The 20,667-nt window shown below is 58.5% G+C and carries 17 protein-coding genes; 8 read left to right on the forward strand and 9 right to left on the reverse strand.

All coding sequences use genetic code 11. From position 1 onward, the window contains the following. Window positions 1-83 precede the first annotated feature (83 nt). Together A6U86_RS22385 and A6U86_RS22390 are read right to left on the reverse strand one after the other, a co-directional pair. Entirely contained in the window at window positions 84-887 is an 804-nt protein-coding gene (locus tag A6U86_RS22385; RefSeq protein WP_068395367.1) for a glycoside hydrolase family 16 protein, read from the reverse strand. 4 nt (window positions 888-891) lie between these two features. Then, window positions 892-1,977, reverse strand: a complete 1,086-nt coding sequence (locus tag A6U86_RS22390; protein WP_068396018.1) for an acyltransferase — start codon at window positions 1,975-1,977, stop codon at window positions 892-894. Between the two features lie 573 nt (window positions 1,978-2,550). On the opposite strand from A6U86_RS22390, the gene A6U86_RS22395 reads away from it, so the two are divergent. From A6U86_RS22395 to A6U86_RS22405, 3 genes are all read left to right on the forward strand, one after another. Further along, on the forward strand, window positions 2,551-3,558 hold the full coding sequence (locus tag A6U86_RS22395) for an alpha/beta fold hydrolase (protein WP_083196942.1): 1,008 nt from the start codon (window positions 2,551-2,553) through the stop codon (window positions 3,556-3,558). 223 nt (window positions 3,559-3,781) lie between these two features. Continuing rightward, window positions 3,782-4,741, forward strand: coding sequence for a glycosyltransferase family 2 protein (locus tag A6U86_RS22400; RefSeq protein ID WP_068395368.1), 960 nt, complete (start codon window positions 3,782-3,784; stop codon window positions 4,739-4,741). Window positions 4,742-4,827: 86 nt separating this feature from the next. Next, on the forward strand, window positions 4,828-5,772 hold the full coding sequence (locus A6U86_RS22405; protein WP_068395370.1) for a polysaccharide pyruvyl transferase family protein: 945 nt from the start codon (window positions 4,828-4,830) through the stop codon (window positions 5,770-5,772). Window positions 5,773-5,784: 12 nt separating this feature from the next. On the opposite strand, the gene A6U86_RS22410 is transcribed toward A6U86_RS22405, so the two are convergent. Both A6U86_RS22410 and A6U86_RS22415 read right to left on the reverse strand, forming a co-directional pair. Next, complete coding sequence (locus tag A6U86_RS22410; RefSeq protein ID WP_068396024.1) at window positions 5,785-6,792, reverse strand: glycosyltransferase family 2 protein; 1,008 nt, start codon at window positions 6,790-6,792, stop codon at window positions 5,785-5,787. An 89-nt stretch (window positions 6,793-6,881) separates the two neighbouring features. Further along, window positions 6,882-7,172 carry an exopolysaccharide production repressor protein gene (locus tag A6U86_RS22415; protein WP_068395372.1) on the reverse strand — a complete coding sequence of 97 codons (291 nt, stop codon included), beginning with the start codon at window positions 7,170-7,172 and terminating at the stop codon, window positions 6,882-6,884. A 730-nt stretch (window positions 7,173-7,902) separates the two neighbouring features. Between A6U86_RS22415 and A6U86_RS22420 the strand changes: the two genes are divergently transcribed. The 4 genes from A6U86_RS22420 (at window position 7,903) to A6U86_RS22435 (ending at window position 12,242) form a co-directional block, all read left to right on the forward strand. Further along, complete coding sequence (locus A6U86_RS22420; RefSeq protein ID WP_068395374.1) at window positions 7,903-8,583, forward strand: sugar transferase; 681 nt, start codon at window positions 7,903-7,905, stop codon at window positions 8,581-8,583. Between the two features lie 84 nt (window positions 8,584-8,667). Next, window positions 8,668-9,942, forward strand: a complete 1,275-nt coding sequence (locus tag A6U86_RS22425; protein WP_068395376.1) for a polysaccharide biosynthesis/export family protein — start codon at window positions 8,668-8,670, stop codon at window positions 9,940-9,942. Between the two features lie 9 nt (window positions 9,943-9,951). Further along, window positions 9,952-11,244 (forward strand): O-antigen ligase, encoded by a 1,293-nt coding sequence (locus A6U86_RS22430; protein WP_068395378.1) that lies wholly within the window; start codon window positions 9,952-9,954, stop codon window positions 11,242-11,244. Then, window positions 11,241-12,242, forward strand: coding sequence for an acyltransferase (locus A6U86_RS22435; RefSeq protein ID WP_068395380.1), 1,002 nt, complete (start codon window positions 11,241-11,243; stop codon window positions 12,240-12,242). The genes A6U86_RS22430 and A6U86_RS22435 overlap by 4 nt, the downstream gene beginning before the upstream one ends. 39 nt (window positions 12,243-12,281) lie before the next feature. Here the strand turns inward: A6U86_RS22435 and A6U86_RS22440 are convergent, their stop codons facing one another. The 4 genes from A6U86_RS22440 to A6U86_RS22455 all read right to left on the reverse strand — a co-directional run bounded on the left by A6U86_RS22440 (window position 12,282) and on the right by A6U86_RS22455 (window position 17,120). Then, complete coding sequence (locus A6U86_RS22440; protein WP_068395382.1) at window positions 12,282-13,256, reverse strand: ABC transporter permease; 975 nt, start codon at window positions 13,254-13,256, stop codon at window positions 12,282-12,284. Window positions 13,257-13,285: 29 nt separating this feature from the next. After that, window positions 13,286-14,836, reverse strand: coding sequence for a sugar ABC transporter ATP-binding protein (locus tag A6U86_RS22445; protein ID WP_068395384.1), 1,551 nt, complete (start codon window positions 14,834-14,836; stop codon window positions 13,286-13,288). Window positions 14,837-14,929: 93 nt separating this feature from the next. After that, entirely contained in the window at window positions 14,930-15,919 is a 990-nt protein-coding gene (locus A6U86_RS22450; RefSeq protein ID WP_068395386.1) for an ABC transporter substrate-binding protein, read from the reverse strand. 181 nt (window positions 15,920-16,100) lie between these two features. Beyond that, window positions 16,101-17,120, reverse strand: a complete 1,020-nt coding sequence (locus A6U86_RS22455; RefSeq protein ID WP_068395388.1) for an aldo/keto reductase — start codon at window positions 17,118-17,120, stop codon at window positions 16,101-16,103. Window positions 17,121-17,413: 293 nt separating this feature from the next. Here A6U86_RS22455 and A6U86_RS22460 point away from each other — a divergent pair, with 293 nt between their 5' ends. Further along, the gene (locus A6U86_RS22460) at window positions 17,414-18,316 is read left to right on the forward strand and encodes a GntR family transcriptional regulator (protein ID WP_068396027.1); all 903 of its coding nucleotides are present in this window, start codon (window positions 17,414-17,416) and stop codon (window positions 18,314-18,316) included. A 35-nt stretch (window positions 18,317-18,351) separates the two neighbouring features. Here A6U86_RS22460 and A6U86_RS22465 read toward each other — a convergent pair whose 3' ends face one another. After that, complete coding sequence (locus A6U86_RS22465) at window positions 18,352-20,595, reverse strand: glycoside hydrolase family 2 protein (protein WP_068395390.1); 2,244 nt, start codon at window positions 20,593-20,595, stop codon at window positions 18,352-18,354. Between the last annotated feature and the right edge of the window lie 72 nt (window positions 20,596-20,667).

Consider the following 20,667-nt stretch of genomic DNA (forward strand, 5'->3'; position numbering starts at 1 on the left):
GGCCGAAACCGGAGGCATGGTGTGGCTGGTGTTGCATCATGGCATTACGTCCGGTCGCCCATCCCCTGGGCAACCGGCCTGGCTCAGTCGAGTTTGCAGGTGATCGATTCCGGAAAGAGGCACTTCTCTCCGGCTTTGGTGAAGGCGACGCGCTTGATCTGCATGGTCGCAGGCTCGCCGGTATAGGCAAACTTGCCCATCCAGCCGCTCAGCGTGTCCGTGCCCCAAAGGCTGAAAAAGATCTTCTGAGCATTGCTCGGTATCTTGGAAGGATCGGTGACCTCCTGAACGAGCTTGCCGTTCACATAATAGCGCAGACGGTCCTTCTCCCAGACGAAGGCGTAGTCGTTAAAGCCCTGGTCCGCACCACCGGCGACCGGAGCCAATTTCTCGTTGCCACCCTTGGCCGAGATATATTGGTTGACCTGCACCTGGCCGGCATTCTTGCCAAGCACTTCGAAATCGATCTCGTCATGCGGCTTTTTGTCGGTCGGGCCGATATAGGTGAAGAAGGCCGAATTCAGGCCCGAGCCGGTCGCGGTGCGATAACGCGCCTCATAGGTGCCGTAACCGTAACGCTGGGTGGTCTGGATTTCGCCGCAGGCATAGTTCCGCTGACCGGTCTTGCCCTCGGTAAGCTTTAGCTGGAGCGTGCCATCCTCGATGCTGACCTGCTTTCGCGACCAGGTGCAATTCTGATGCGGCCCGTTGTTCCAGCCATCGGAAACATACCAGCGGCTGGTGTCCAGACGCTGGAAATTGTCAACGAAAGATCCGCCGGTCGGTTGATCATCCTGTGCCGAAGCAACCTGCGGAATGAAGCAGGCGCCCAGAAGAGCGAGGGAAACGAGACCCAGTTTTTGCGCTTTGCTTGTCGATGTCATCATAGCATCACCTTTGCTCGGAGCGCACGCGCCGGTCATCGGCGGTACGGTTCCCGGTAGCAAGGAGTTCGGCCTGTGGCCGAGCCCGGCTGCCGGTCAGCAGGTTGTAGAAAGACGGCAGGGCGTGACGCGCCATGCCATTGCTCAAGGGCAGCAGAAGCAGGGTGCTTGCCGCCGCCAGGAGATAGAAAATGGGATAGTGCTCACTGCCGCTGCGGTTCCAGAGGACCCAGAGACAGAACAGCAGGGGATAATGGGTGCAGAAGATCCAGAAGCTCAATCCGCCGGTTCCGGCCAATCCCTGCCCGACGCGGCTTCTGATCAGGATTGCCGAGAGTGCCCAAAAACCGGGTATGCCAACAAGGATCATCAGATTGCGGCTGACTTCAAGCCACAATGGCAGGCCAGGCCCCGCCATATAGGCAACCGTCGCGAGAATGGCAGCAAGCGCAATAAAAGCAGGAGCAATCAAGGCAGCATAGCGGTCCATCATCGTAACATCGACACGGTATATGCCCAGATAAATGCCGAAGCTGAAGCTGAACAGGATAGAGTTTCGCAGAACAATACCGATCGATATCGGCCACGCCGCAAGCAGAAGAAGAAACAACAGCGTCGGCAACGGAGCGCGCCGAATGAGAAACGCAAGAACAGGTGACAGAAGGATACAAACGAATAGATCGCGCAGGAAATAAAGCGGAAGATTAATCGGCGCACCATCTATTGCAAAAAGAAGCGTCGACAATGTTCTTGGACTGGATTCCGACAGATCAGGAAGATAACCATCGCCGATGCCATAGTACTGAAGAGCAAAGACGAAGGCAAAGAAAGCACAGTTCCATAGAAAGAACGGGAGCATGACCGTCTTTGTCTTTCGAGCGATCGTCTTTCCATAATTCAGCGATGCTGGTCCATTGCGAAACAACAGATAGCCGGAAATTGCACTCAAGCAGGGCACACCGACCCGAAACAGGCTGTCGCGCAGAAACACTCGCAGCCAGTCGAAAAGACCATAAGCACCGTTGAACGGGCTACTATGCGTATCGAACGGTATATGGACAAAGATAATGCCGGATATGAGCACGATACGCATGAGATTTATCCGCGAAGACACGTTGGCAGTCACATTCACGATGTCTGTCACCCCTTCTTCGGGCCGCATCCCCCACGCGGCCGTTTCAATGAGAGCAGATCAAAGCTCGCAGACGATAACCTAGGGCGCTGGTGGGAAAGGGAATATGGCAGCGCAGCAAAAATGAGCGGAAACCAATATTTCATGACGGGCAAAAGACGTCGTCTGATGCCGTCTCAAACGTGAAACAACCGATTTAAACGCCAAAAAACATCTGCAGGCAGAAGCATTTAAGCATCTTCCGATATTTTAGCGACGGCTTCAGACGAGGCGTTCGCCCCGCCTCGATTTTTTTGACGGAAGGTGAAGATTTTTTGCAGCGCAGCAGAATTTGAGAGGCGAAGCATGACCAAAATGCGACAGTGTTGCAATCTTGATGGGAAAGCCTTGCTGCAGCGCTCCCCCTATGGCTGCAAGATCCATATGCCTGTCGATGACCAGGGCTTGCCGTATTCAGCTGCCGCCCGTGAAACCGAATTCCGATCCTGCTCGTATGTCCATCAGAGAGATCCCGAGACGTGAATTCGAGGCGTAATGTCCACCTTTCCCTTTCCGACGGCCGCTGCCGTCTTCTGGCTATTCTTTTCATTCGCAACACTGGCCAATGCCGGCAACGCGGAGACTTTGGCCGGGCAGCAGCAACGTATCGATGTCGGTGGCTTCAAACTGAACAGCATCCTGATCGAGGCTGGTGCGGCACCGGACCTGCCGCCGATCGTCTTCATTCACGGCGCGAGCACCAGTCTTTACGATCCGCTTCTATCTTTCCGCAGCAAGCTTGAGGGCAGAGCCAGATTGCTTTTCGTTGATCGTCCGGGTCATGGCGGTTCCGATGCGGGCGGTGCGGAGACTATCCTGCCCGATGCCCAGGCGGACGCGATCGCGCGCCTGATGAAAGCTCGTGGCATCGGCAGGGCGATTATGGTCGGGCATTCCTTCGGCGGCGCTGTCGTCGCCGCCTTTGCCCTTCGTCATCCGGATAAGGTTGCGGGCCTCGTTTTCCTGTCGCCAGTTGTCTATCCCTGGCCAGGCGGCATCGCCTGGTACTATGGCGCTGCCCGACCACCGCTGACCGGTCTGCTCTTCAGCGCGCTCATCGTGCCCCCTATCGGAGTCCTCACGATCGACAGCGCAACGAAAGCCGTTTTTGCCCCCAATCAACGCCCCGCCGGGTACATCAAGGCGACCAGGGCACTACAGGCTCTTCGGCCGGATGCTTTTCAACACAATGCCCGGGAAATTGCCGCCCTGAGCGATTGGGCGAAAGGTGCCTCGCCTCGCTATCGCAAGATCAAGGCACCGACTGTTATCATCGCGGGCGATGCGGACAACACCGTTTCCACAGACATTCATGCGCGGCACCTCGCCCGCGATATCGGCGGCTCGACACTGATCGTCATCCATAATCTCGGGCATAAATCGGACTACGTGGCGGCCGACGTTGTCGTCGCCGCGATCGAGAAACTCTCGGGCAAGAGATCCAACCTGCGAGCGGTTTCAAAGGCGCTCGAACGGCGCATCGCCCATGACGGCAAGGATTGATCGATCGCGGCAGACAGGCAAGCCCTTCATTGACAATCTTCGATAAAACGCTGCCTCTGACATTGCTCCGCATCAAATCGACGCTACCTGTTGGCGTCACGGCAGCATCCACCAGCGGTCAAACGACCCCCGAAACCGTTGTGGATGTTGCTGAAAGCCGATGGTTGCGTCCCCAGCGGATGAGGCCGCAAGCTCCTGGATTTAAAACCGTAAAGGCGGGAAGATGGCGTCAATCACGATTGTTATTCCGTTCTATCAGAAGCAGACAGGCGTTCTGCAGCGCGCTTTGAGATCGATCTCTCAGCAGACGTTTCAGGACTTCGATGTCCTCATCGTCGATGATGCATCGCCGCTTCCGGCAGACAATGAGCTACAGTCGCTGAGCAGCGAACAACGGGCACGCATCAAGGTGATCCGTCAGGTGAATGGCGGTCCGGGCGGTGCGCGCAACACCGGCCTCGATAATGTGCCGGCCGGAACCAGGTTCGTGGCATTTCTCGACTCCGACGATGAATGGGCGCCGGATCATCTCGGCAATGCATTCGAAGCACTGACGCGCCACGACGCCGATTGCTACTGGGATTCCATCGAGGGAGGCGATGAGTTTTCCTATCATTTCGGTATCGCCGAACTCGGCAAATCGCCCGGAAACGTTCGGCTTTCGGAGAAACCTTCGGTCATCGAGATCCCCGATATCGCCAGCGTCATGCTGCAGGACTGGAGCTTTCTTCACATGTCCTGCATGGTGATCGGCCGGCCGCTCTTCGAGAAAATTCGCTTCGAACCGACATTGCGACTGGCTGCCGAAGACATCCTGTTTTTCTGCGACTGCATCCTCGCGGCCAAGCGGGTCATCCTGTGTGAAAACACCGGTGCGTTGCGCGGCGAAGGCGTCAATATCTTTCACAGCATCGACAATGACTCCCCGCAATTCCTGCGTCAGCAATTCAACACCTGGACGGCGCTGAATACGCTGGAACAGAGATTTTCACGCCGGCCGCAGGATGTCGCCGCTATCAGGCAGTACAAGAATCGTGCCCGCCGCCAGGCGCTCTGGAGCCAGGCGCGACAGGTGAAACAGCGGCAAATGCCGCAATTCGGGTTGCTGGCCAAATGGGCCCTGCGCGACCCGGCAATTTTACAAAGTGCCATGCGCCTTGCCGTGGGCAAACTAGCGCCCTAGATTTTGCAGCGCAGCATTGGCTGCGCATGCCACATCGAAGAGCCACGGCGTGCCCCGCTATCACCTGGATCAGCAAGGAGTCCTGCATGAAGCCGTTCCACTGGGAATCCACCCATGGCAATTTCGGTGACGACCTCAATCTCTGGCTCTGGGATTTCCTGCTTCCCGGCCTTCGCAATGCTCACGAAGAGACATTGCTGGTCGGCGTCGGAACCGTCCTCAATACGGAGATATTGCCGGCCGAGGGCCATAAACTCGTCATCGGCAGCGGTTTCGGCTACGGCTCGCTTCCCGATACGAGCGACAAATCGAAATGGGACGTCCGCTGCGTGCGTGGTCCGCTGACGGCACAGAAAGTCGGGCTGCCCGTCGAAATGGGCATCGTCGATCCGGCCGTACTCGTTACCGAGATGCCGGAGTTTCAGAACCTGCCGAAATCGGGCAGGCGCACCTTCATTCCCCATTGGGAGTCGGCAGCAGCCGGCCTTTGGCCCGAAATCTGCAAGACGGTCGGTCTTTCCTACCTCGATCCTCGCGGCGAGGCCAAGGCCGTCATCCGTGAGCTCGCGACATCCGAGCTCATCGTTGCCGAATCCATGCACGGCGCGATCCTTGCCGATGCTTTCCGCGTGCCGTGGATTGCCGTCAGCTCGTCGCGCTCCATCAACAGCTTCAAATGGAACGACTGGGCGCAATCGCTCGGGGTCACCTATGCACCGAAGCACATTCCGGTTTCCACCCGCGCCGAGGCGATCGCCAAGGGCGCCCGCTTCTGGGGCCTTGGTTTTGAGCGCAATCAGCAGGCCGCCGCAGAACTGGAAAAGCAGCGACACGGCGAAACCGTGCTGCTTGCCGATCCTCAGCAGACCCCGCTTCGAGTGATGGCGAAGCAGGCGCTTGCCATGCCTTCGGCGCTCGCTCTCTGGCAGGCGAGCAAGGCAAAGCCGCAACTGAGCAAGGATGGCGCGCTTGCCGCTTGCAAGGAGCGCCTGCTGAACGTGATCGAAGGCGTGCGCCGCGATTACCTTTAGACCCGGCGAAACCTACTCCGGAGCGGCCTGCAGAAGATAACGCAGGCCGTTCGCTCCGGAATGCGCGATTGGCGCGCCTCCCCTGCGGAAGCGTTCGGTTTTATCGGCAAGTATTCCACCTACTATGGCCGGAACGGCAAGGGGATGGCGAAGGGCATAGGTGGCAGCCGCAGCCATGCCCGACTGCGATTTGACGTCGAGAAAATGCCTCAGCTCGTAGCGGTCGCGAATATGCCGCTCATGGCGGCGGATCATCGCGGCATCTGCCGGCGAAAGGCCGCCCTTTGCCAAGATCGCCCGGTCTGCCTCGTAAAGCCGGCGCAAATCCTCGGTTCTATGGCTGCCGCTCAGGGAATTGCCGCGCACCACGGCGCCGTAACCGCAGCTATGGATGATCTTGTAGCGCGCTGCCTTGGCCAGAGCCCGCACATAGAGATCATAGTCCTCACCCAGCCGCAGCGCCTCATTGTAGCGCAAGCCATGTGCATCCAGGAAGGAGCGGCGCATCAGAGGCTTCAGGAAACCAATCTCGCCGCGACGGACGCCGCGTTTGGAAATATTGCCCTCCACGAAGGCAACGAGATTAAGAAAGCGCGGCCTGGCATCGAAATGATCGAGCCTTGCATGGGCGTCGGGAACAGTATCGGCAGTGACGAATGCAATATTGTCGGCGACAAAATCCCAATCATCGCGGGCAAGCAGCGAGCTGAAACGTCCGGGGAAAAAGAAATCGTCGGCATCGAGAATGCCGATCAATGGGGCCTTGGAGATCTCGATGGCGTGATTGCGTGCGGCCGCAGGACCGCGATTTTTCTCGAATTCGTGGATCAGCAGCCGACCGCTGCCGTCATCCGCTTTCGCGGCAACCGCCGCAGTACCATCATTCGACCCATCGTCGATGACAACCACTTCGGCGACCTCAGGCTCCCGAAGGGCCGAGGCTATGGCAAGCCCGATGGTGTCGCTGGCATTCTTTGCCGCGATGATTACGCAGACGCTCTTTTCCGCACTGTCAGCCACGTCGGTCTCCACTGGTTCTGCCGGAGACTTAGGACATGGCTGAAATCCGACAACCTGTCGGCGGTCAAAAGATGCGCCTGACCATTGTGTCAGGGATTGAACGGCTCCGAGCGATTGAGGCTGGGGGCGGGCAACCCACCAACCTTCGTGTCTTCCCCGATCGGAATGGTCGCCTTGTCTTCTCTCATCGCAGCATCGAGCGCCTTGCGCTCTTTCCAGACGAGATAAAGCACACCGATGAAATATCCGATCTGCAGGAGGACGGCGCAAATGGCCGTTTCGATCAGGGTCGTCGAGAGGGAGTTCGTCAGAAAGTAAGTCGCGATGGCAAAGACCACCAGCGTGCCCAGCATGCTCACGAAAACGCGCGGCGCATACATAGTGCTACCTCGCCCGCTCGTACATTAGAAAAAAAGCGATCAAGGTCTTTCCTCCCTTATCAGACCTGAAGCCTAAATATATTTTATGATTCATTGAGATTCAACCAAGTCACGATGATCCGTTACGAATTGATACGACCCTAACGCCGGGCTCGTTAAAACTACGCAGCGATTATAATTACAATTGAATTTGTTGGTTTTCTTGTCTGCACCCACAGGATGATCTGCCCAATTCATGCAATCCTCGGGAGGCGTAACGGCCTTGAGGCGGACCTAATTCCCCAACAATTCAATCAACTTTTATTACAAAGTCTGGGCGCTGAGGCTGCGCAGTATGTGCAGCGCAATATATTGCTGCATCGCACTAAAGCAAATGCGAAATCAAGTTTTCGTACGCCGGATCAAAAGTGACCTGAGGCAAAGGAAGACGATGATAATGAATAGCTTGTCCCTCGGCACCTATAACATCGTCCAAAAGCATTATCGACGATGCCGGAGAGCTATCAGTATGGCCGTTATACGCATGCTGATACAGTAGAACTCATACATAGCAAATCACTGATTTGATTCAATCCACCACAAATGCGGTAATTATATACCGTCATATCATATCGCTACAAAAGTTTGGCTTAAAAAGTCCAAATCGCCACCTACACTCCTGCCATCACAGCTCTAACTACGCGTCCGAGAATTCCCGACCAATTTCGCCAACATGAATGGAGCTTTCTCTATGAAGTCTGCGACGAGATCGGCCACATCGGCTTTTTTCAGCGCCGTGGAAAGCGACGTCTTTCCGCCAACTGGTGGAGTATTGAAACGCGTTTTCGACGTCTCTGCCGCAATGACCGCTCTGCTGCTCATCAGCCCTCTCTTCCTGATGCTGATGTTACTGGTAAAGCTTTCTGACCGCGGTCCCGCCTTCTACGGCCATCGCCGTGTCGGCCACAGCGGCAAGAGCTTCCGCTGCCTCAAATTCCGCACCATGGTCGTCGATGGCGACAAGGTGCTGCAGGCCTATCTGCACGCCAATCCGAAAGCGATGGAGGAATGGCGCGCCACACGCAAACTGCAGAACGACCCCCGCGTGACCCTTGTCGGCGCCGTGCTTCGCAAGCTCAGCCTCGACGAACTGCCGCAGCTGATCAACATCATCCGCGGTGAGATGAGCGTCGTCGGCCCACGCCCGGTCGTGGAAGACGAGCTCGAACTCTACGAGACCGCGGCGATCTATTATCTGCAGTCGCGCCCGGGTTTGACCGGCCTGTGGCAGGTCAGCGGCCGCAACGACGTCTCCTATGCCAGCCGTGTCGCCTTCGACACGCATTACGTCAAGAACTGGTCGCTCAGCAGCGACATGATGATCATCGCCAAGACCATTCCGGCAGTATGCCTGTCGCGTGGCAGCTATTGACGAAGACCAGCAGCGACCGCGGGAGACATCCTGCGGTTTCCGGTGTCTGCGGGACTGCGATCTAGTAACAGGGAAGAATCCTGCATGATTGAATTTCAGCCTTCCAAGAGGCTCGCTCGCGTTTACACATCAGTCCGATACACGGCTCTCCTTGTCCTCGGCGTCTGCGCAATTTCAGGCGTCGCACAGGCCGATAACCTTCCAGGCTATCATCTGGGTGTGATGGACAAGCTGCATGTGCGCGTCGCCGAATGGCAGACTGCCGAGGGTACCATCCGCGACTGGTCGGTGGTCTCGGGCGATTATACGGTCGGCCCTTCCGGTTCAGTTTCCATCCCTTTCATTGGCGATCTGCCCGCCACGGGCAAGACGACGGATGAGATCGCCGAAGCTATCGGCATCGGCCTGCAGAAGCAGTTCGGCCTGCGCGATCGCCCCTCGGCCTCCGTCGAGATGTCGCAGTTCCGGCCGATCTATCTCTCCGGAGAGGTTCAGAATCCGGGCGAATTTCCTTTCGCGCCAAACCTGACCGTGATCAAGGCCGTGAGCCTTGGTGGCGGCATGCGCCGCGCCGATGCCGGACAGCGTTTTGCGCGCGATTTCATCAACGCCAAGGGCGATGCCGTCGTCTATATGGCCGAGCGCGGACGATTGTTGATGCGCAAGGCTCGTCTCCTGGCCGAACTGACCGGCAAGGACGAGATCGATGTCCCTATGGAACTCAAGCAATTGCCGCAAACGACAGCCTTGCTCGCAAGCGAGAAGGCGCTGATGCAGACACGCAGCCAGCGTATGACGACGCAACTGAAATCCCTCGAAGATCTGAAGACGCTTCTGCAAAATGAAGTGGAAACTCTCGCGAAGAAGACCGATACGCAGAGCCGTCAGCTGGAACTGGCCAAGGCCGACCGCGACAAGGTCGAAAGCCTTGCCGACAGGGGCCTGGAACTTGCCTCCCGCCGGATTTCGGCCGAGCAGCGCGTCTCAGATCTGGAAGCCACCCTTCTCGATACCGAGACGACGTCCCTGAAAGCCAAGCAGGATATCAACAAGGCCAACCAGGACGAGATAACCTTGCACAACGACTGGCAGGGATCCCTGGCTCAGGACATGCAGGATACCGATACGCAACTGGAAACGCTGCAGCTGAAGCTTTCCACCAGCCAGTCCCTCATGCAGGAAGCGGTCGCCCAGTCGGCTGATGCCAGCAACCTAGATTCCAGCGGGCAAGGCGTGAATATCGTCTATACGATCATTCGCGACGACAACGGCCAGACGAAGGAAATCCCCGCCCAGGAGAACACCCAGGTGCTGCCCGGTGACTTGATCAAGGTCAGCACCGGTCTTGCCATGCGATAAGGAAAATCGATGCGGATAGCCAAATCGGTTTTCGTTCGTCAAGGCAGCAATACCACCTATGGCACGGTGGCGATTGCCCTGTCGTTCTTCGTCTTCGCCTATTCGTCGCGTTTCGGGCAGGCCTCGATCCTGCTTTACTATGCCCTGTGGTTCCCGCTGGTCCTGATCGACTATCGCAGCTCGCTCGGCAGCTACCAGAAGCAGCTCTGGCTCTATGCTTTCGGCGTCTTCACCTGCCTGTCGATCTTCTGGTCGGCCGTGCCTTCGGTGACGGCGCGCGCGGCGATCCAATATACGACGCATATCTTCTGCGCCCTGGTTGCCATGCGCACGCTCGACATCCGCACGCTGACGCGCGGCGCGATTGCCGGCACGGCGATCGTGCTCCTCTATTCGATCCTCTTCGGATACTACGCGTACGATCCGATCGATGGCACCTATAGCTTCGTCGGCGCGTTCGATTCGAAGAACCAGCTCGGCTTCTACGCCTCTCTCGGCATCTATTTCGCCTTTGCTGCCGTCTTCGTTCTCGGCGAGCGCCGGATCTGGCTGGTTGGCGGCGGCATTGCCGGCCTGTTGTCAGCCTACTGCCTGCTCGCCTCGGCATCGGCGACCTCAGTGCTGACGACCGCGCTGATCGTGATGCTCTGCGTCAGCCTGCGCGTCATTCTTTTTCTGTCGCCACGGCAACGCAAGAGGCTGTTTGCGGCCGTCGCCATTTCCGGCGTCATCCTGGCGGTTGCCGGCGTCTATCTGGGCGCCGTCGACCTGATACTCGGCCTGTTCGGCAAGGATTCGACGCTGACCGGCCGCACCTATCTCTGGCAGCAGGGCATTGCGGCCGCGCAGCTCAATCCCTTCTTCGGGGTGGGATACCAAGCCTATTGGGTCCAGGGGTTTTCCGAGCCAGAGCGCCTATGGGAGGAGTTTTTCATCGGCTCACGCGCGGGCTTCCATTTCCACAACACCTATATCGAGACGGCAGTCGAAACCGGCCTTGTTGGTGTCTTTCTGCTGGCGTCGATACTGCTGACGGCGTTCGTCGGCCATATCAACCGCTTCCTCAGGGATGACAGGAACGATGAATCCTATGTGCTGCTCGGGGTGGCGACGCTGCTTCTGATCCGTTCCTTCGTCGAAATCGACATTCTGAACCCGTATCACGTCGGCTCTTTCCTGTTCTATTTCACCGCGGGAAAGCTGTCCATGCGAGCGCGTGTGCCAAAGGCCGATCCCCTCGTTTCCTATGACCGGATGGAATTTGCGCCGCCGGCGAATTGGGAGCCCCGGACCGGCCGATGAAAACGCTCTACGGCATACAATATCTTCGCGCTCTCGCGGCCCTTGCAGTCGTGTTGTTTCACGCGGCCGAGCGCAGCGGCGGCCATTTCCGCATCGGAGCAGCCGGCGTCGACGTCTTTTTCGTCATCAGTGGCTTCATCATGTGGACCATGAGCGAGCGCCGGCCCGTGACGCCGCTGCGCTTTCTCGTCGACCGCCTGCAACGCATCGCGCCATCCTACTGGATCGTCACCGCGATCATGATCGGCGGCGCGGTTGCCGGCTTGTTTCCGAACATGCGGCTCACCGCCGGTCATATCCTCGGGTCGCTGCTGTTCATTCCGATCCGCTCGCCGAGCAATGGCGAGATCTGGCCCGTGCTGGTGCAAGGATGGACGCTGAATTTCGAGATGTTCTTCTACGTCCTGTTTGCCGCAAGCCTGTTTCTGCCAAGGCGCTTCCGTCTTGCCGGCATGATCGGCGTCTTTGCCGCCTTCGTTATTGCCGGCGCCATCTTCCATCCGCAATCTTCGATGCTCGCCACCTATACGAGGCCGATCATTCTGGAATTCGTGGCTGGCGCCATTCTCGGTCGGTTGTGGCTGAGCGGAAGTATTCCAGGCTCCGGCCTCGGCCTTGCCCTCGTCATCGCGTCGCTCTCGGGCTTCGCGGCCATTGAGATATTCGGCCTGGAATTCAACGAGATCACCTGTGGTCCGCTCGCAATCGCACTGGTGCTTGGCATGGTTTCGATCGAACGTGGCGGCAAGCTGCCGGAAATTCCGCCGCTCACCTATCTCGGCAACAGCTCCTATTCGATCTATCTCTGGCACACGCTCGCCATCTCCGTCATCGCGAAACTTGTAGCTTCCACGCCGATCCCATCCGATGTCGCTGCCTTCATCGGCGCGATAGCCGGAACGCTCCTCGGTATCCTTGCCTATGAACTGGTCGAAAAGCCGTTGCGCAATCTGCTCAGAAACGTCAGCTGGCGAAGAGCAAGGCCTTCGCCAGCCTGAGTTCTTGGACCGGATGCTCTCCGGCCAAGGCAAAACGGATCACGGGCTGCGCCGGCGGCGCAGCTGGTCGAAATAGACGATGACGATGATCAGCACGCCGGTGATGATGCGCTGCCAGAAAGAGTTCAGGTTCAGGAGATTGGCGCCATTGTTGATGGTTGCCAGGATGAAGGCGCCGATCAGCGGGCCATAGACGGAGCCGATCGCGCCAAACAGGCTGGTGCCGCCGATGACAGACGATGCGATCGCCTGCAGCTCCCAGCCATCACCCTGCGTCGCGTTGCCGATGGCGATACGCGAAGCAAGCAGAACACCGACCAATGCAGCGCAGGTTCCAGACAATATATAGGCGAGATAGATCATGCCGTTGACGTTGACGCCGGACAGGCGCGCCGCCTCGCGGTTGGAGCCAACAGCGAAAAGATAACGGCCCCAGCGGCTCAAATGCAGGAACACGACGGCGGGAACCGCTACCACGATCACCATCCAGAACAGGCTCGGAATACCGAGGAAGTCGGCAACCGAGAAGTTTGTGAAGGCGTCATTGACGATGTTGATGCTCGAGCCGTTGGTGATCAGCAGGCCGATGCCACGCAAAGACGTCAGCGTCGCCAGTGTAATGATGAAGGGTGGCAGCCCCATGCGGACGATGCCGAAACCATGGAAAGCTCCGATCAGCACACCAAACAGCAGGGTAATGAGGATAGCAGCCCAGACCGGAACTCCGGCTTGCAGCAGCCAGGCAACGACGACCGTGCAGAAGCCGACGATGGCGCCGACGGAAAGATCGATGCCTCCGGTAATGATGACGAAGGTCTGCCCCAGCGCAAGGATCGCCGTCATCGACCCCTGACGTGCCAGGTTGGTGATGTTGAGCTGCGTCCAGAACACGTCCGTCGAGAAGCCGAGCACGATCCATAGCGCAATCAGGAGCAGGATCAGCGTCAGGCTGAAGAGGATGTTCATCTTACGCCGCGGCGCAACGGCGGGGCCTTCTGTCGTGTTCGCGGCCATTCTTGTTCTCCCTCTTTCGATCTTATCGTTCAGACGCCGATGGCCTCGCCGAGGACTTCCTCATGCGTGGCAGCGTGAAAATCATGACTGGCGACCAGCTGGCCGTGGCGGAACACATGCAGGCGATCGGCGAGCTCGTAAACCTCGGGCAGGTAGGAGGATATGACGATGATCCCCGCCCCCTCGCGAAGCAGCTTGGCAAACAGCCGATAGATTTCCGCCTTGGTGCCGACATCGACACCCACCGTCGGCTCGTCGAAAATGAAAAGCTTGGCGCCGTGGCTCAGCCATTTGCCGATGACGACCTTCTGCTGATTGCCGCCGGACATGGCCGAAACCAGAACCCGGCGGCTAGGCGTCTTGATGCTGAGATCGCGGATCTGCTTGTCGGCATTCGCGGCTTCGCTCTTGTTGTTGATGATCGGACCACGGCTCAGCCGCCCGAAGACGGGCAAATTGATGTTGAGGCCGATCGGCAGATTGAGGCAGAGCCCCTGATCGCGGCGGCTCTCCGGCGCAAGCGCGATGCCGAGGTCCATCGCGTCCCGTTCGTTGCGGATCTGGACCTTGCGCCCCTCCCAATGGATTTCACCCGCCGTGACCGGCTGACGGCCATAGAGGCCGAGCGCGAATTCGCTGCGGCCAGCGCCGATCAGCCCGTAAAGCCCGACGATCTCCCCGGCGCGCACAGTCAGCGAGACATCCTCGAAACCGGGACCGGAAAGGCCGCGCGTCTCAAGAATGGGCTTGCCGATCGCGATTTCTTCCTTGTGGTAGATCTGTTCGATCGAGCGATTGATCATCAGCTTGATCAGCTCGTCCTCATTGGTCTCGCCGATCGCGCGCGTGCCCACATGGGTGCCGTCGCGAAGTACGGAAACGCGATCGGCCAGTTCGAAGACCTCTTCCATGCGGTGGCTGATATAGACGATCGTCACGCCTTCGCTCTGCAGGCGGCGGATCAGCTTGAACAGCTGCGCCGATTCCTTGCGCGTGAGATAGGCGGTCGGCTCGTCGAAGATCAGGAACTGTGTGCCGCGCATCGCGGCTCTTGCCGTTGCGACCAGCTGCTGCTGGCCAATGGTCAGAGAGCTCAGCAGTTCGGCGGCCGGCAGTCCGAAGCCGAGATCATCCAGCACCGTCTGCGCCATCGCAACCATCTGCTTCTTGCGCATCAGGCCAAAGCGATTGACCTCGTCACCGAGAAAGAGATTGGCCGCAACCGTCAGATGCGGGCAGAGGACGACCTCCTGATGCACGGCATTGATGCCGCGCGCGATGGCTTCATTGGGATTGGCAAGGGCGACCGGATGGCCACACCAGAATATCTCGCCTGATGTCCTGGTGATGACGCCTGTCAGGAGTTTTATGAGCGTTGATTTCCCGGCGCCGTTTTCGCCGACAATTGCGTGGATTTCACCCGCCAGGAATGTTATCGTTGCAGGCTTCAGCGCCTCGACATAGCCATAGCGCTTCTGCAATCCCTTGAGTTCGAGAATAGGCGAGCCGGCCGGAACGCGACTTGCTTCCGTCTTGACCTTGTCATCGTGCCGATGGCTGATTTCTTCGAGGCTCGTCATGGGCTCTCCTCCCTCTCGCATTTCCGCGCGGCCGCCCGAAAGACGGACAGACAGAAAGGCTGCGGCCGACGAATCGGCCGCAGCCTCTGAGCTTTACTTGACCTTCGGGTTGATCAAGGCTTCGATCTTCGGTTCGCTCATGTTGGCCTTGGTCACGAGGTTCGCGCCAGTGTCGACATTGGCTTCAACCTTTTCGCCCTTGGAGACGGCGAGAGCGGTCTTGATGCCGTCGTAACCCATGCGGTACGGGTCCTGCACGACGAGACCGGCAATGGCGCCGCTCTTGAGGAAGCCAAGGGTCTTGTCGTCGCTGTCGAAACCGATGACCTTGACCTTGTCGCTGAGCTTGTTTTCAGCAATCGCCTGGCCGACACCCTGCGCCATGATCAGATTCGAGGCGAAGACGCCCACGATCTTCGGATTTGCCGTGATCAGGTCAGTCATGATGTTGAGGCCGGTCGTTGCCTGACCGTCAGCATACTTGTCGGCGACGACTTTCAGGCCCGGATACTTGGTCTTGACCTGATCCAGGAAGCCTGTGCGGCGCTGTTCGAGAGAGCCGGCACCGGGCGTGTTGGTGATGATGACGACATCGCCTTCCTCCTTGCCGGTCATTTGCTTGATCGCAGCGGCAAGGCCATCAGCAGCAATACGGCCGCCCTGGACGTTGTCGGTGGTCAGGAACGACTTGAAAGCCTTGGAGTCGGCGCCGGAGTCGATACCGATAATCGGAACGGACTTCGCAGCTTCGTCCACCGGCTTGCCGAGCGCCTTGAATTCGGTCGGCGAGATGACGATGGCTGCCGGCTTGCCGGCGACAGCGTTTTCAAGAATGCTGATCTGACCGTTGACATCGGTTTCAGCCTGGGCGCCCAGCTCCGGCACCTTGACGCCGAGATCCTTACCGGCCTTGCGTGCACCGGCAAGAACGATCTGCCAGTAGAAGGACGTCGTGTCCTTGACGATGATCGGAATGGTCACGTCGGCCGCAAAGGACTGCACGGGCATGGCCGTTGCGATCAAGGCGGCGCCGGCAAGAGCGGTAAAACCGCGGCGGGATAGAAGTGACTTGGCAATATTCATCTGCTTCTCCTCTCAACGCGCTCTGTTCTCCTGCACACCGGCCGTTGAACGCTTACGGCTCGGCATCGCAATGCCCGAGGGCATCACACATCGCGCAGGGGCATTTGCCACCGACGCCAAAACAGGCTTTCTCCTCCTCGAAGCCGACTCTCCCGACGGCTCGATAGCTCCCATTTACTGCCTACACCCGGACAGCCTCGTCTCCCAACGGAGGTGCAACCAGGGTCAATCCTTCAAATTCCGCATAGATGCTGTCGGGAAGCCTGGGCTCCACGAGCTGCATGTTGCGGACAAGACTTCCAGCCTTTGCCGTACCGATCAGGACGGATGCCACGCACGGACTGCGCAGCGCGAACTGAATTGCCGGCTGGGCAAGCGGCAGGCCATGCTTGCAGGCGATTTCCTCCATCGCTCCAACCTTGGCCAAGACATCCGGCGTCGCCGGCAGATAGTCGAAATGCGCGCCGGGCACTGGACCAGTCGCCAGAATGCCGGAATTGAATATGCCTCCCACGACGAGGGAAGTGCCTTTCTTCTCGCAAAGCGGCAACAGCTCCGCCACCGCGGAACGGTCCAGCAGGGTATAACGGCCGGCAAGAAGAATACAGTCGATATCGGCTGCATGCATGACATCGAGGCAGACCGGTATCTCGTTGACGCCGAGACCATAGGCCTTGATCGTCCCGGATGATTTCAACTCCTCGAGCGCCTTCAATCCGGAGCCAAGGAGCTGGCCGAGATAATGCTCGTTCAGCGCCTTGCCGTGGGTATAGCCGCCGATATCGTGGACATAGAGAATATCGATGCGGTTGAGGCCCAGACGAGCATAACTGAACTCCACCGACCACATGATGCCATCATAGGAATAGTCATAGTCTGCATCGAACGGCAGCGGATCGACATAGCCGTAATTCGGCACCTTGTCGGTCGGCACCGGACGCATCAGCCGTCCGACCTTGGTCGAAAGCACGTAGCTGTTTTCCGGTTGAGCACGCAGGAAGTCGCCGACATACCGTTCGCCCAGGCCGAAACCATACCAGGGAGCGACATCGAAATAGCGAATGCCGCTATCCCAGGCAGCCTGCAAGGTCTCCATCGCCTGGTCGCGCGGGCAGGCACGATAAAGCCCGCCCAATGCGGCCGCACCGAAGCTGATCTCGGTGACCTCAAGGCCCGTCCTGCCGATTGTCCTTGTCTGCATCACCTCTCCCTTGTGATGACTTCTATTCCATCTTGCCAGATCGGCAGCCGAGCGATCCAACCGGTCGCCCGCATCCCTTTCCGGCTATTGACGTGATGGACAACTCCCTTCCATCCGCCAATTGATTTTGTTTTTTATCTACAATAAACATTTTGGTGTCAACGAGGAAATCGCCTGACGTCTTGGAGGAAGGCGGTTGGGACGGCCTCGATAAACTCCTGCAATTGACTGCCATTCGAACATGGTTCAGACAGCGCCGCCAACAAAGAGCGGCGACGATACGCGAGGGGGAAATGGCAAGACAAAACACGCTCTTCAAGGAGGCGTATAATCGCTACACGGCGCGCTTGAAGCCCGATACCGAGCTTCCGAGCGAGCCCGATATCGCCGCCGAACTCGGCGTTAGCCGCAGTACCGCGCGGGCGATCCTCATGCGTCTAAGTGACGCCGGCATCATTCTCTGGAACAAACGGCAGAAGACGGTTCTCCGTCAGCCGACACAGGCCGATCTCTTCCCCAAGGAAGAAACCGATTCACTGCACGATATCATCGAGCGCAGCTTCATGATGCGCATCATGTCCGACGAGGCGCAGCCGGGCATGCAGATCAACGAGCTGGAACTGGCGCGCGAAATCGGCACTGGCACCTCCGTCGTTCGCGAATTCCTCATTCGCTTCAGCCGCTTCGGCTTGATCGAGAAGCGACCCAATAGCCATTGGACTCTGAAGGGTTTCACCAGCGAATTCGCCCTGGAACTGGCCGACGTCCGCGAAATGTTCGAACTGCATTCCGCCGCCGAATTCGGCCGCCTGCCGCCCGGCCATCAGGCATGGGAAGACCTGAAAGCCATCGAACGAGAGCATCATAAACTGTTGAAGGATTTTGACACACACTATCGCGATTTCTCACGCCTCGACGAGAAGTTTCACCTGCTCATCCATCGCGCCTCGAATAATCGCTTCATTGCCGATTTCTACGATGTCATCGCCATCGTGTTTCACTATCATTTCCAGTGGAACAAGGCGTTTGCCCGCGAACGCAACGCCCGCGCCGTAGCCGAGCATCTCGACTATATCGAAGCGCTGCAATCGCGCGATCCGCAACGGATCGATGCTGCATGCCGCGTTCACCTTGCCTCGGCAAGACAGACGCTAATGCAATCGATCCCGCTGAGCGCGGGCGAAGTCCCGGGATAGGCCGCCCGGACGCGGCCGATCCCGGAGCCCGACATTCATTCAGCCGTCAATTTGAGGCTTTGTCCGGCAAAGCGTGAGGAGGATGCCTCGATAGTGATCGGCCCGGCGTCACCCGTTGCCTGAAGCCAGAACCCGGTGGTGCCACCCTGGAAAGGCAGCGTCTCAGGCCCGATGATCTTCGCCGGGCCATCAACCCTGATCGTGACGACATCATTGAGGAAGGCCAGACGCGAACCGGCCTGATCCAGCGCGCGCACGATGACGCGCACGGTATCACGCTCGGCAGTGCGCAAGGTATCGGCATCGGCTTCGACCTGCAGCGTGGTCGGAAGCGGATTGGCGACCATCGTCAATGTCGCCACCGGCTTGCCGCCGAGATAGCCGGTGAACTGCACATCCTCCCATTCCATCCCCCATACGCCCAGTTCATCCTGCGTGAAGGAGCGATGATCGAAGATGACAGGAGGATGCGGCAGATGCGGGAAGCTTTCGCGATCCGGCCCGAGGCGCTTGGTAAGCGAACCGTAACGAAGCTCGACCTCGTCGCAATTGGTCAGAACGATCAGCGGCAGGGCGCCGCCGATGTTGCGTTCACCGCGCGCCCAGATCGTCACCGGCTTCATGACGATCTCTTCGGAAGGCTCGCACTGGCTGGCATAGGCGTAGGCAGCGAATTTCGGCTCACGGAACATGTCCATGACGCCGTGATAGCAGATGCGGTCGCCCGAGCCGAAATCGCTATGGGTATTGTAGTCGAACATGCACCAGCCGATGGCGCCGGAGATCGACGGATCGCCATAGGCGGCGTTCAGCACCTCCAGATGCCGGCGCACATGCTCGGCCTGACGCTGCTCCTGATCGTAGATCTTCGTCGGATACATGTGACCGCCGAACTCGGTGATCAGGTACGGCACATCCTTGGAAAGACCGGTATTTTCCTGCTGGGGCCTCAGCGGTGTGCGCGGCCGGTTGGCGCCGGGCAGTTCCTCGTTGCCGAGGATGAAGTCGTTCATCGTGTAGACGTCCTCGAGCATCTCGCTCTCGGTAATGTAGCGAACGCCGCCCGTCTGGCGCGTCGGATCGAGTTCGCGCGCCAGCCGGTTCGTCTCGGCGTAGAAATCGTGGGAATCCTGGGATTCATTGATGCGCACGCCCCAGATGATGATCGAGGGGTGGTTCCAGTCGCGCTCGATCATGCGGCGCACGTTACGGATCGATTCCTGCTGCCATTCCTCGCCGCCAATATGCTGCCAGCCGGGGATTTCCTCGAAGACCAGAAGGCCGATGCGATCGCAATGTTCGAGGAACCATTTCGACTGCGGATAATGCGAGGTGCGCACGATATTGCACTTCAGCACCCGCTTCATGATTTCGGCATCGCGCTCCTGCGCCGAACGGCCCATGGCATAGCCGACATAGGGGAAAGCCTGGTGACGGTTCAGCCCGCGCAGCTTCAGCTTCCTGCCATTCAGCAGAAAGCCTTCGGCAGTAAAGGTGGCCGCGCGAAAACCGAAGGTGGTGGTGAGATTGTCAGCGCCATGCTCGGTCGCAAGCTCGACTTCAGCTGTGTAGAGGGTGGGATTGTCGAGATCCCAAAGCGAAATATCCGCCAGACGATCGAACGTAACGGTCACGCTTTCGCCGGAGGTTTCGCCCCGTGCGGAGGCGAGCACCGTGCCGGCGGGACCGCGCAACGTGACGGTTGCCGTGCCCTTGAAAGCAAGATTTTGCGGGTTGGCGAAATCGCAGCGCACGGTCGCGGATTTGAAGTCGGCGAGCACGTTGGCGGTTTCGACCTTGATGTTGGCAATCGATACGGGAGCGGCAACTTTCAGCCAGACGTCGCGATAGATGCCGGCATAGGTCAGATAGTCGATACGGCCGCCGAAGGGCGGGATTTCCGGGTTTTCACTGCCATCAATCTTGACCGTGAGAAGGTTTTCACCCTGTCGCAGTCGGCCGGTCAAACGTGCTTCAAACGGTGTATAGCCATCCTTGTGAGCAACGATTTCCTCGCCATTCAGATAGACGACAGCATCAGCCATGGCCGCATCGAAAACCAGCGATACCTCGCGCTCCGCGAACCGCTCCTCCCAAACCAGTATCTTCTGATAGGTAAAAGCGCGCTGATAGGACTTTTCGTCGAAATAGTTGAAGGGCAACTCGACAGCCGTATGCGGCAAAGTGACAGCCTCGCCTTCCTGCGGGCGACCGGCATCGGCGGAAGAGAACCCCTGGCGAAACGTCCAGGATTCGTTGAAGGCAACAACTGAGCGCATATTCAGTCCTATCGATTAAGCCCGTCGCATCGGGGACGAACACATGTTGCTTGGAAAATCAGGCGCGCGGCG

The sequence above is a fragment of the Rhizobium sp. AC27/96 genome, assembly GCF_001692325.1.
Taxonomy (GTDB): Bacteria; Pseudomonadota; Alphaproteobacteria; order Rhizobiales; family Rhizobiaceae; genus Rhizobium.

Excerpts from the sequence above, each read along its gene's own strand:
- A6U86_RS22460 (WP_068396027.1), top strand. The coding sequence starts at position 17,414 with ATGGCAAGACAAAACACGCTCTTCAAGGAGGCGTATAATCGCTACACG.
- A6U86_RS22390 (WP_068396018.1), bottom strand. The coding sequence starts at position 1,977 with ATGCGTATCGTGCTCATATCCGGCATTATCTTTGTCCATATACCGTTC.
- A6U86_RS22450 (WP_068395386.1), bottom strand. The coding sequence starts at position 15,919 with ATGAATATTGCCAAGTCACTTCTATCCCGCCGCGGTTTTACCGCTCTT.
- A6U86_RS22395 (WP_083196942.1), top strand. The coding sequence starts at position 2,551 with ATGTCCACCTTTCCCTTTCCGACGGCCGCTGCCGTCTTCTGGCTATTC.
- A6U86_RS22420 (WP_068395374.1), top strand. The coding sequence starts at position 7,903 with ATGAAGTCTGCGACGAGATCGGCCACATCGGCTTTTTTCAGCGCCGTG.
- A6U86_RS22435 (WP_068395380.1), top strand. The coding sequence starts at position 11,241 with ATGAAAACGCTCTACGGCATACAATATCTTCGCGCTCTCGCGGCCCTT.
- A6U86_RS22455 (WP_068395388.1), bottom strand. The coding sequence starts at position 17,120 with ATGCAGACAAGGACAATCGGCAGGACGGGCCTTGAGGTCACCGAGATC.
- A6U86_RS22440 (WP_068395382.1), bottom strand. The coding sequence starts at position 13,256 with ATGGCCGCGAACACGACAGAAGGCCCCGCCGTTGCGCCGCGGCGTAAG.
- A6U86_RS22405 (WP_068395370.1), top strand. The coding sequence starts at position 4,828 with ATGAAGCCGTTCCACTGGGAATCCACCCATGGCAATTTCGGTGACGAC.
- A6U86_RS22430 (WP_068395378.1), top strand. The coding sequence starts at position 9,952 with ATGCGGATAGCCAAATCGGTTTTCGTTCGTCAAGGCAGCAATACCACC.
- A6U86_RS22415 (WP_068395372.1), bottom strand. The coding sequence starts at position 7,172 with ATGTATGCGCCGCGCGTTTTCGTGAGCATGCTGGGCACGCTGGTGGTC.
- A6U86_RS22425 (WP_068395376.1), top strand. The coding sequence starts at position 8,668 with ATGATTGAATTTCAGCCTTCCAAGAGGCTCGCTCGCGTTTACACATCA.
- A6U86_RS22400 (WP_068395368.1), top strand. The coding sequence starts at position 3,782 with ATGGCGTCAATCACGATTGTTATTCCGTTCTATCAGAAGCAGACAGGC.
- A6U86_RS22445 (WP_068395384.1), bottom strand. The coding sequence starts at position 14,836 with ATGACGAGCCTCGAAGAAATCAGCCATCGGCACGATGACAAGGTCAAG.
- A6U86_RS22385 (WP_068395367.1), bottom strand. The coding sequence starts at position 887 with ATGATGACATCGACAAGCAAAGCGCAAAAACTGGGTCTCGTTTCCCTC.
- A6U86_RS22465 (WP_068395390.1), bottom strand. The coding sequence starts at position 20,595 with ATGCGCTCAGTTGTTGCCTTCAACGAATCCTGGACGTTTCGCCAGGGG.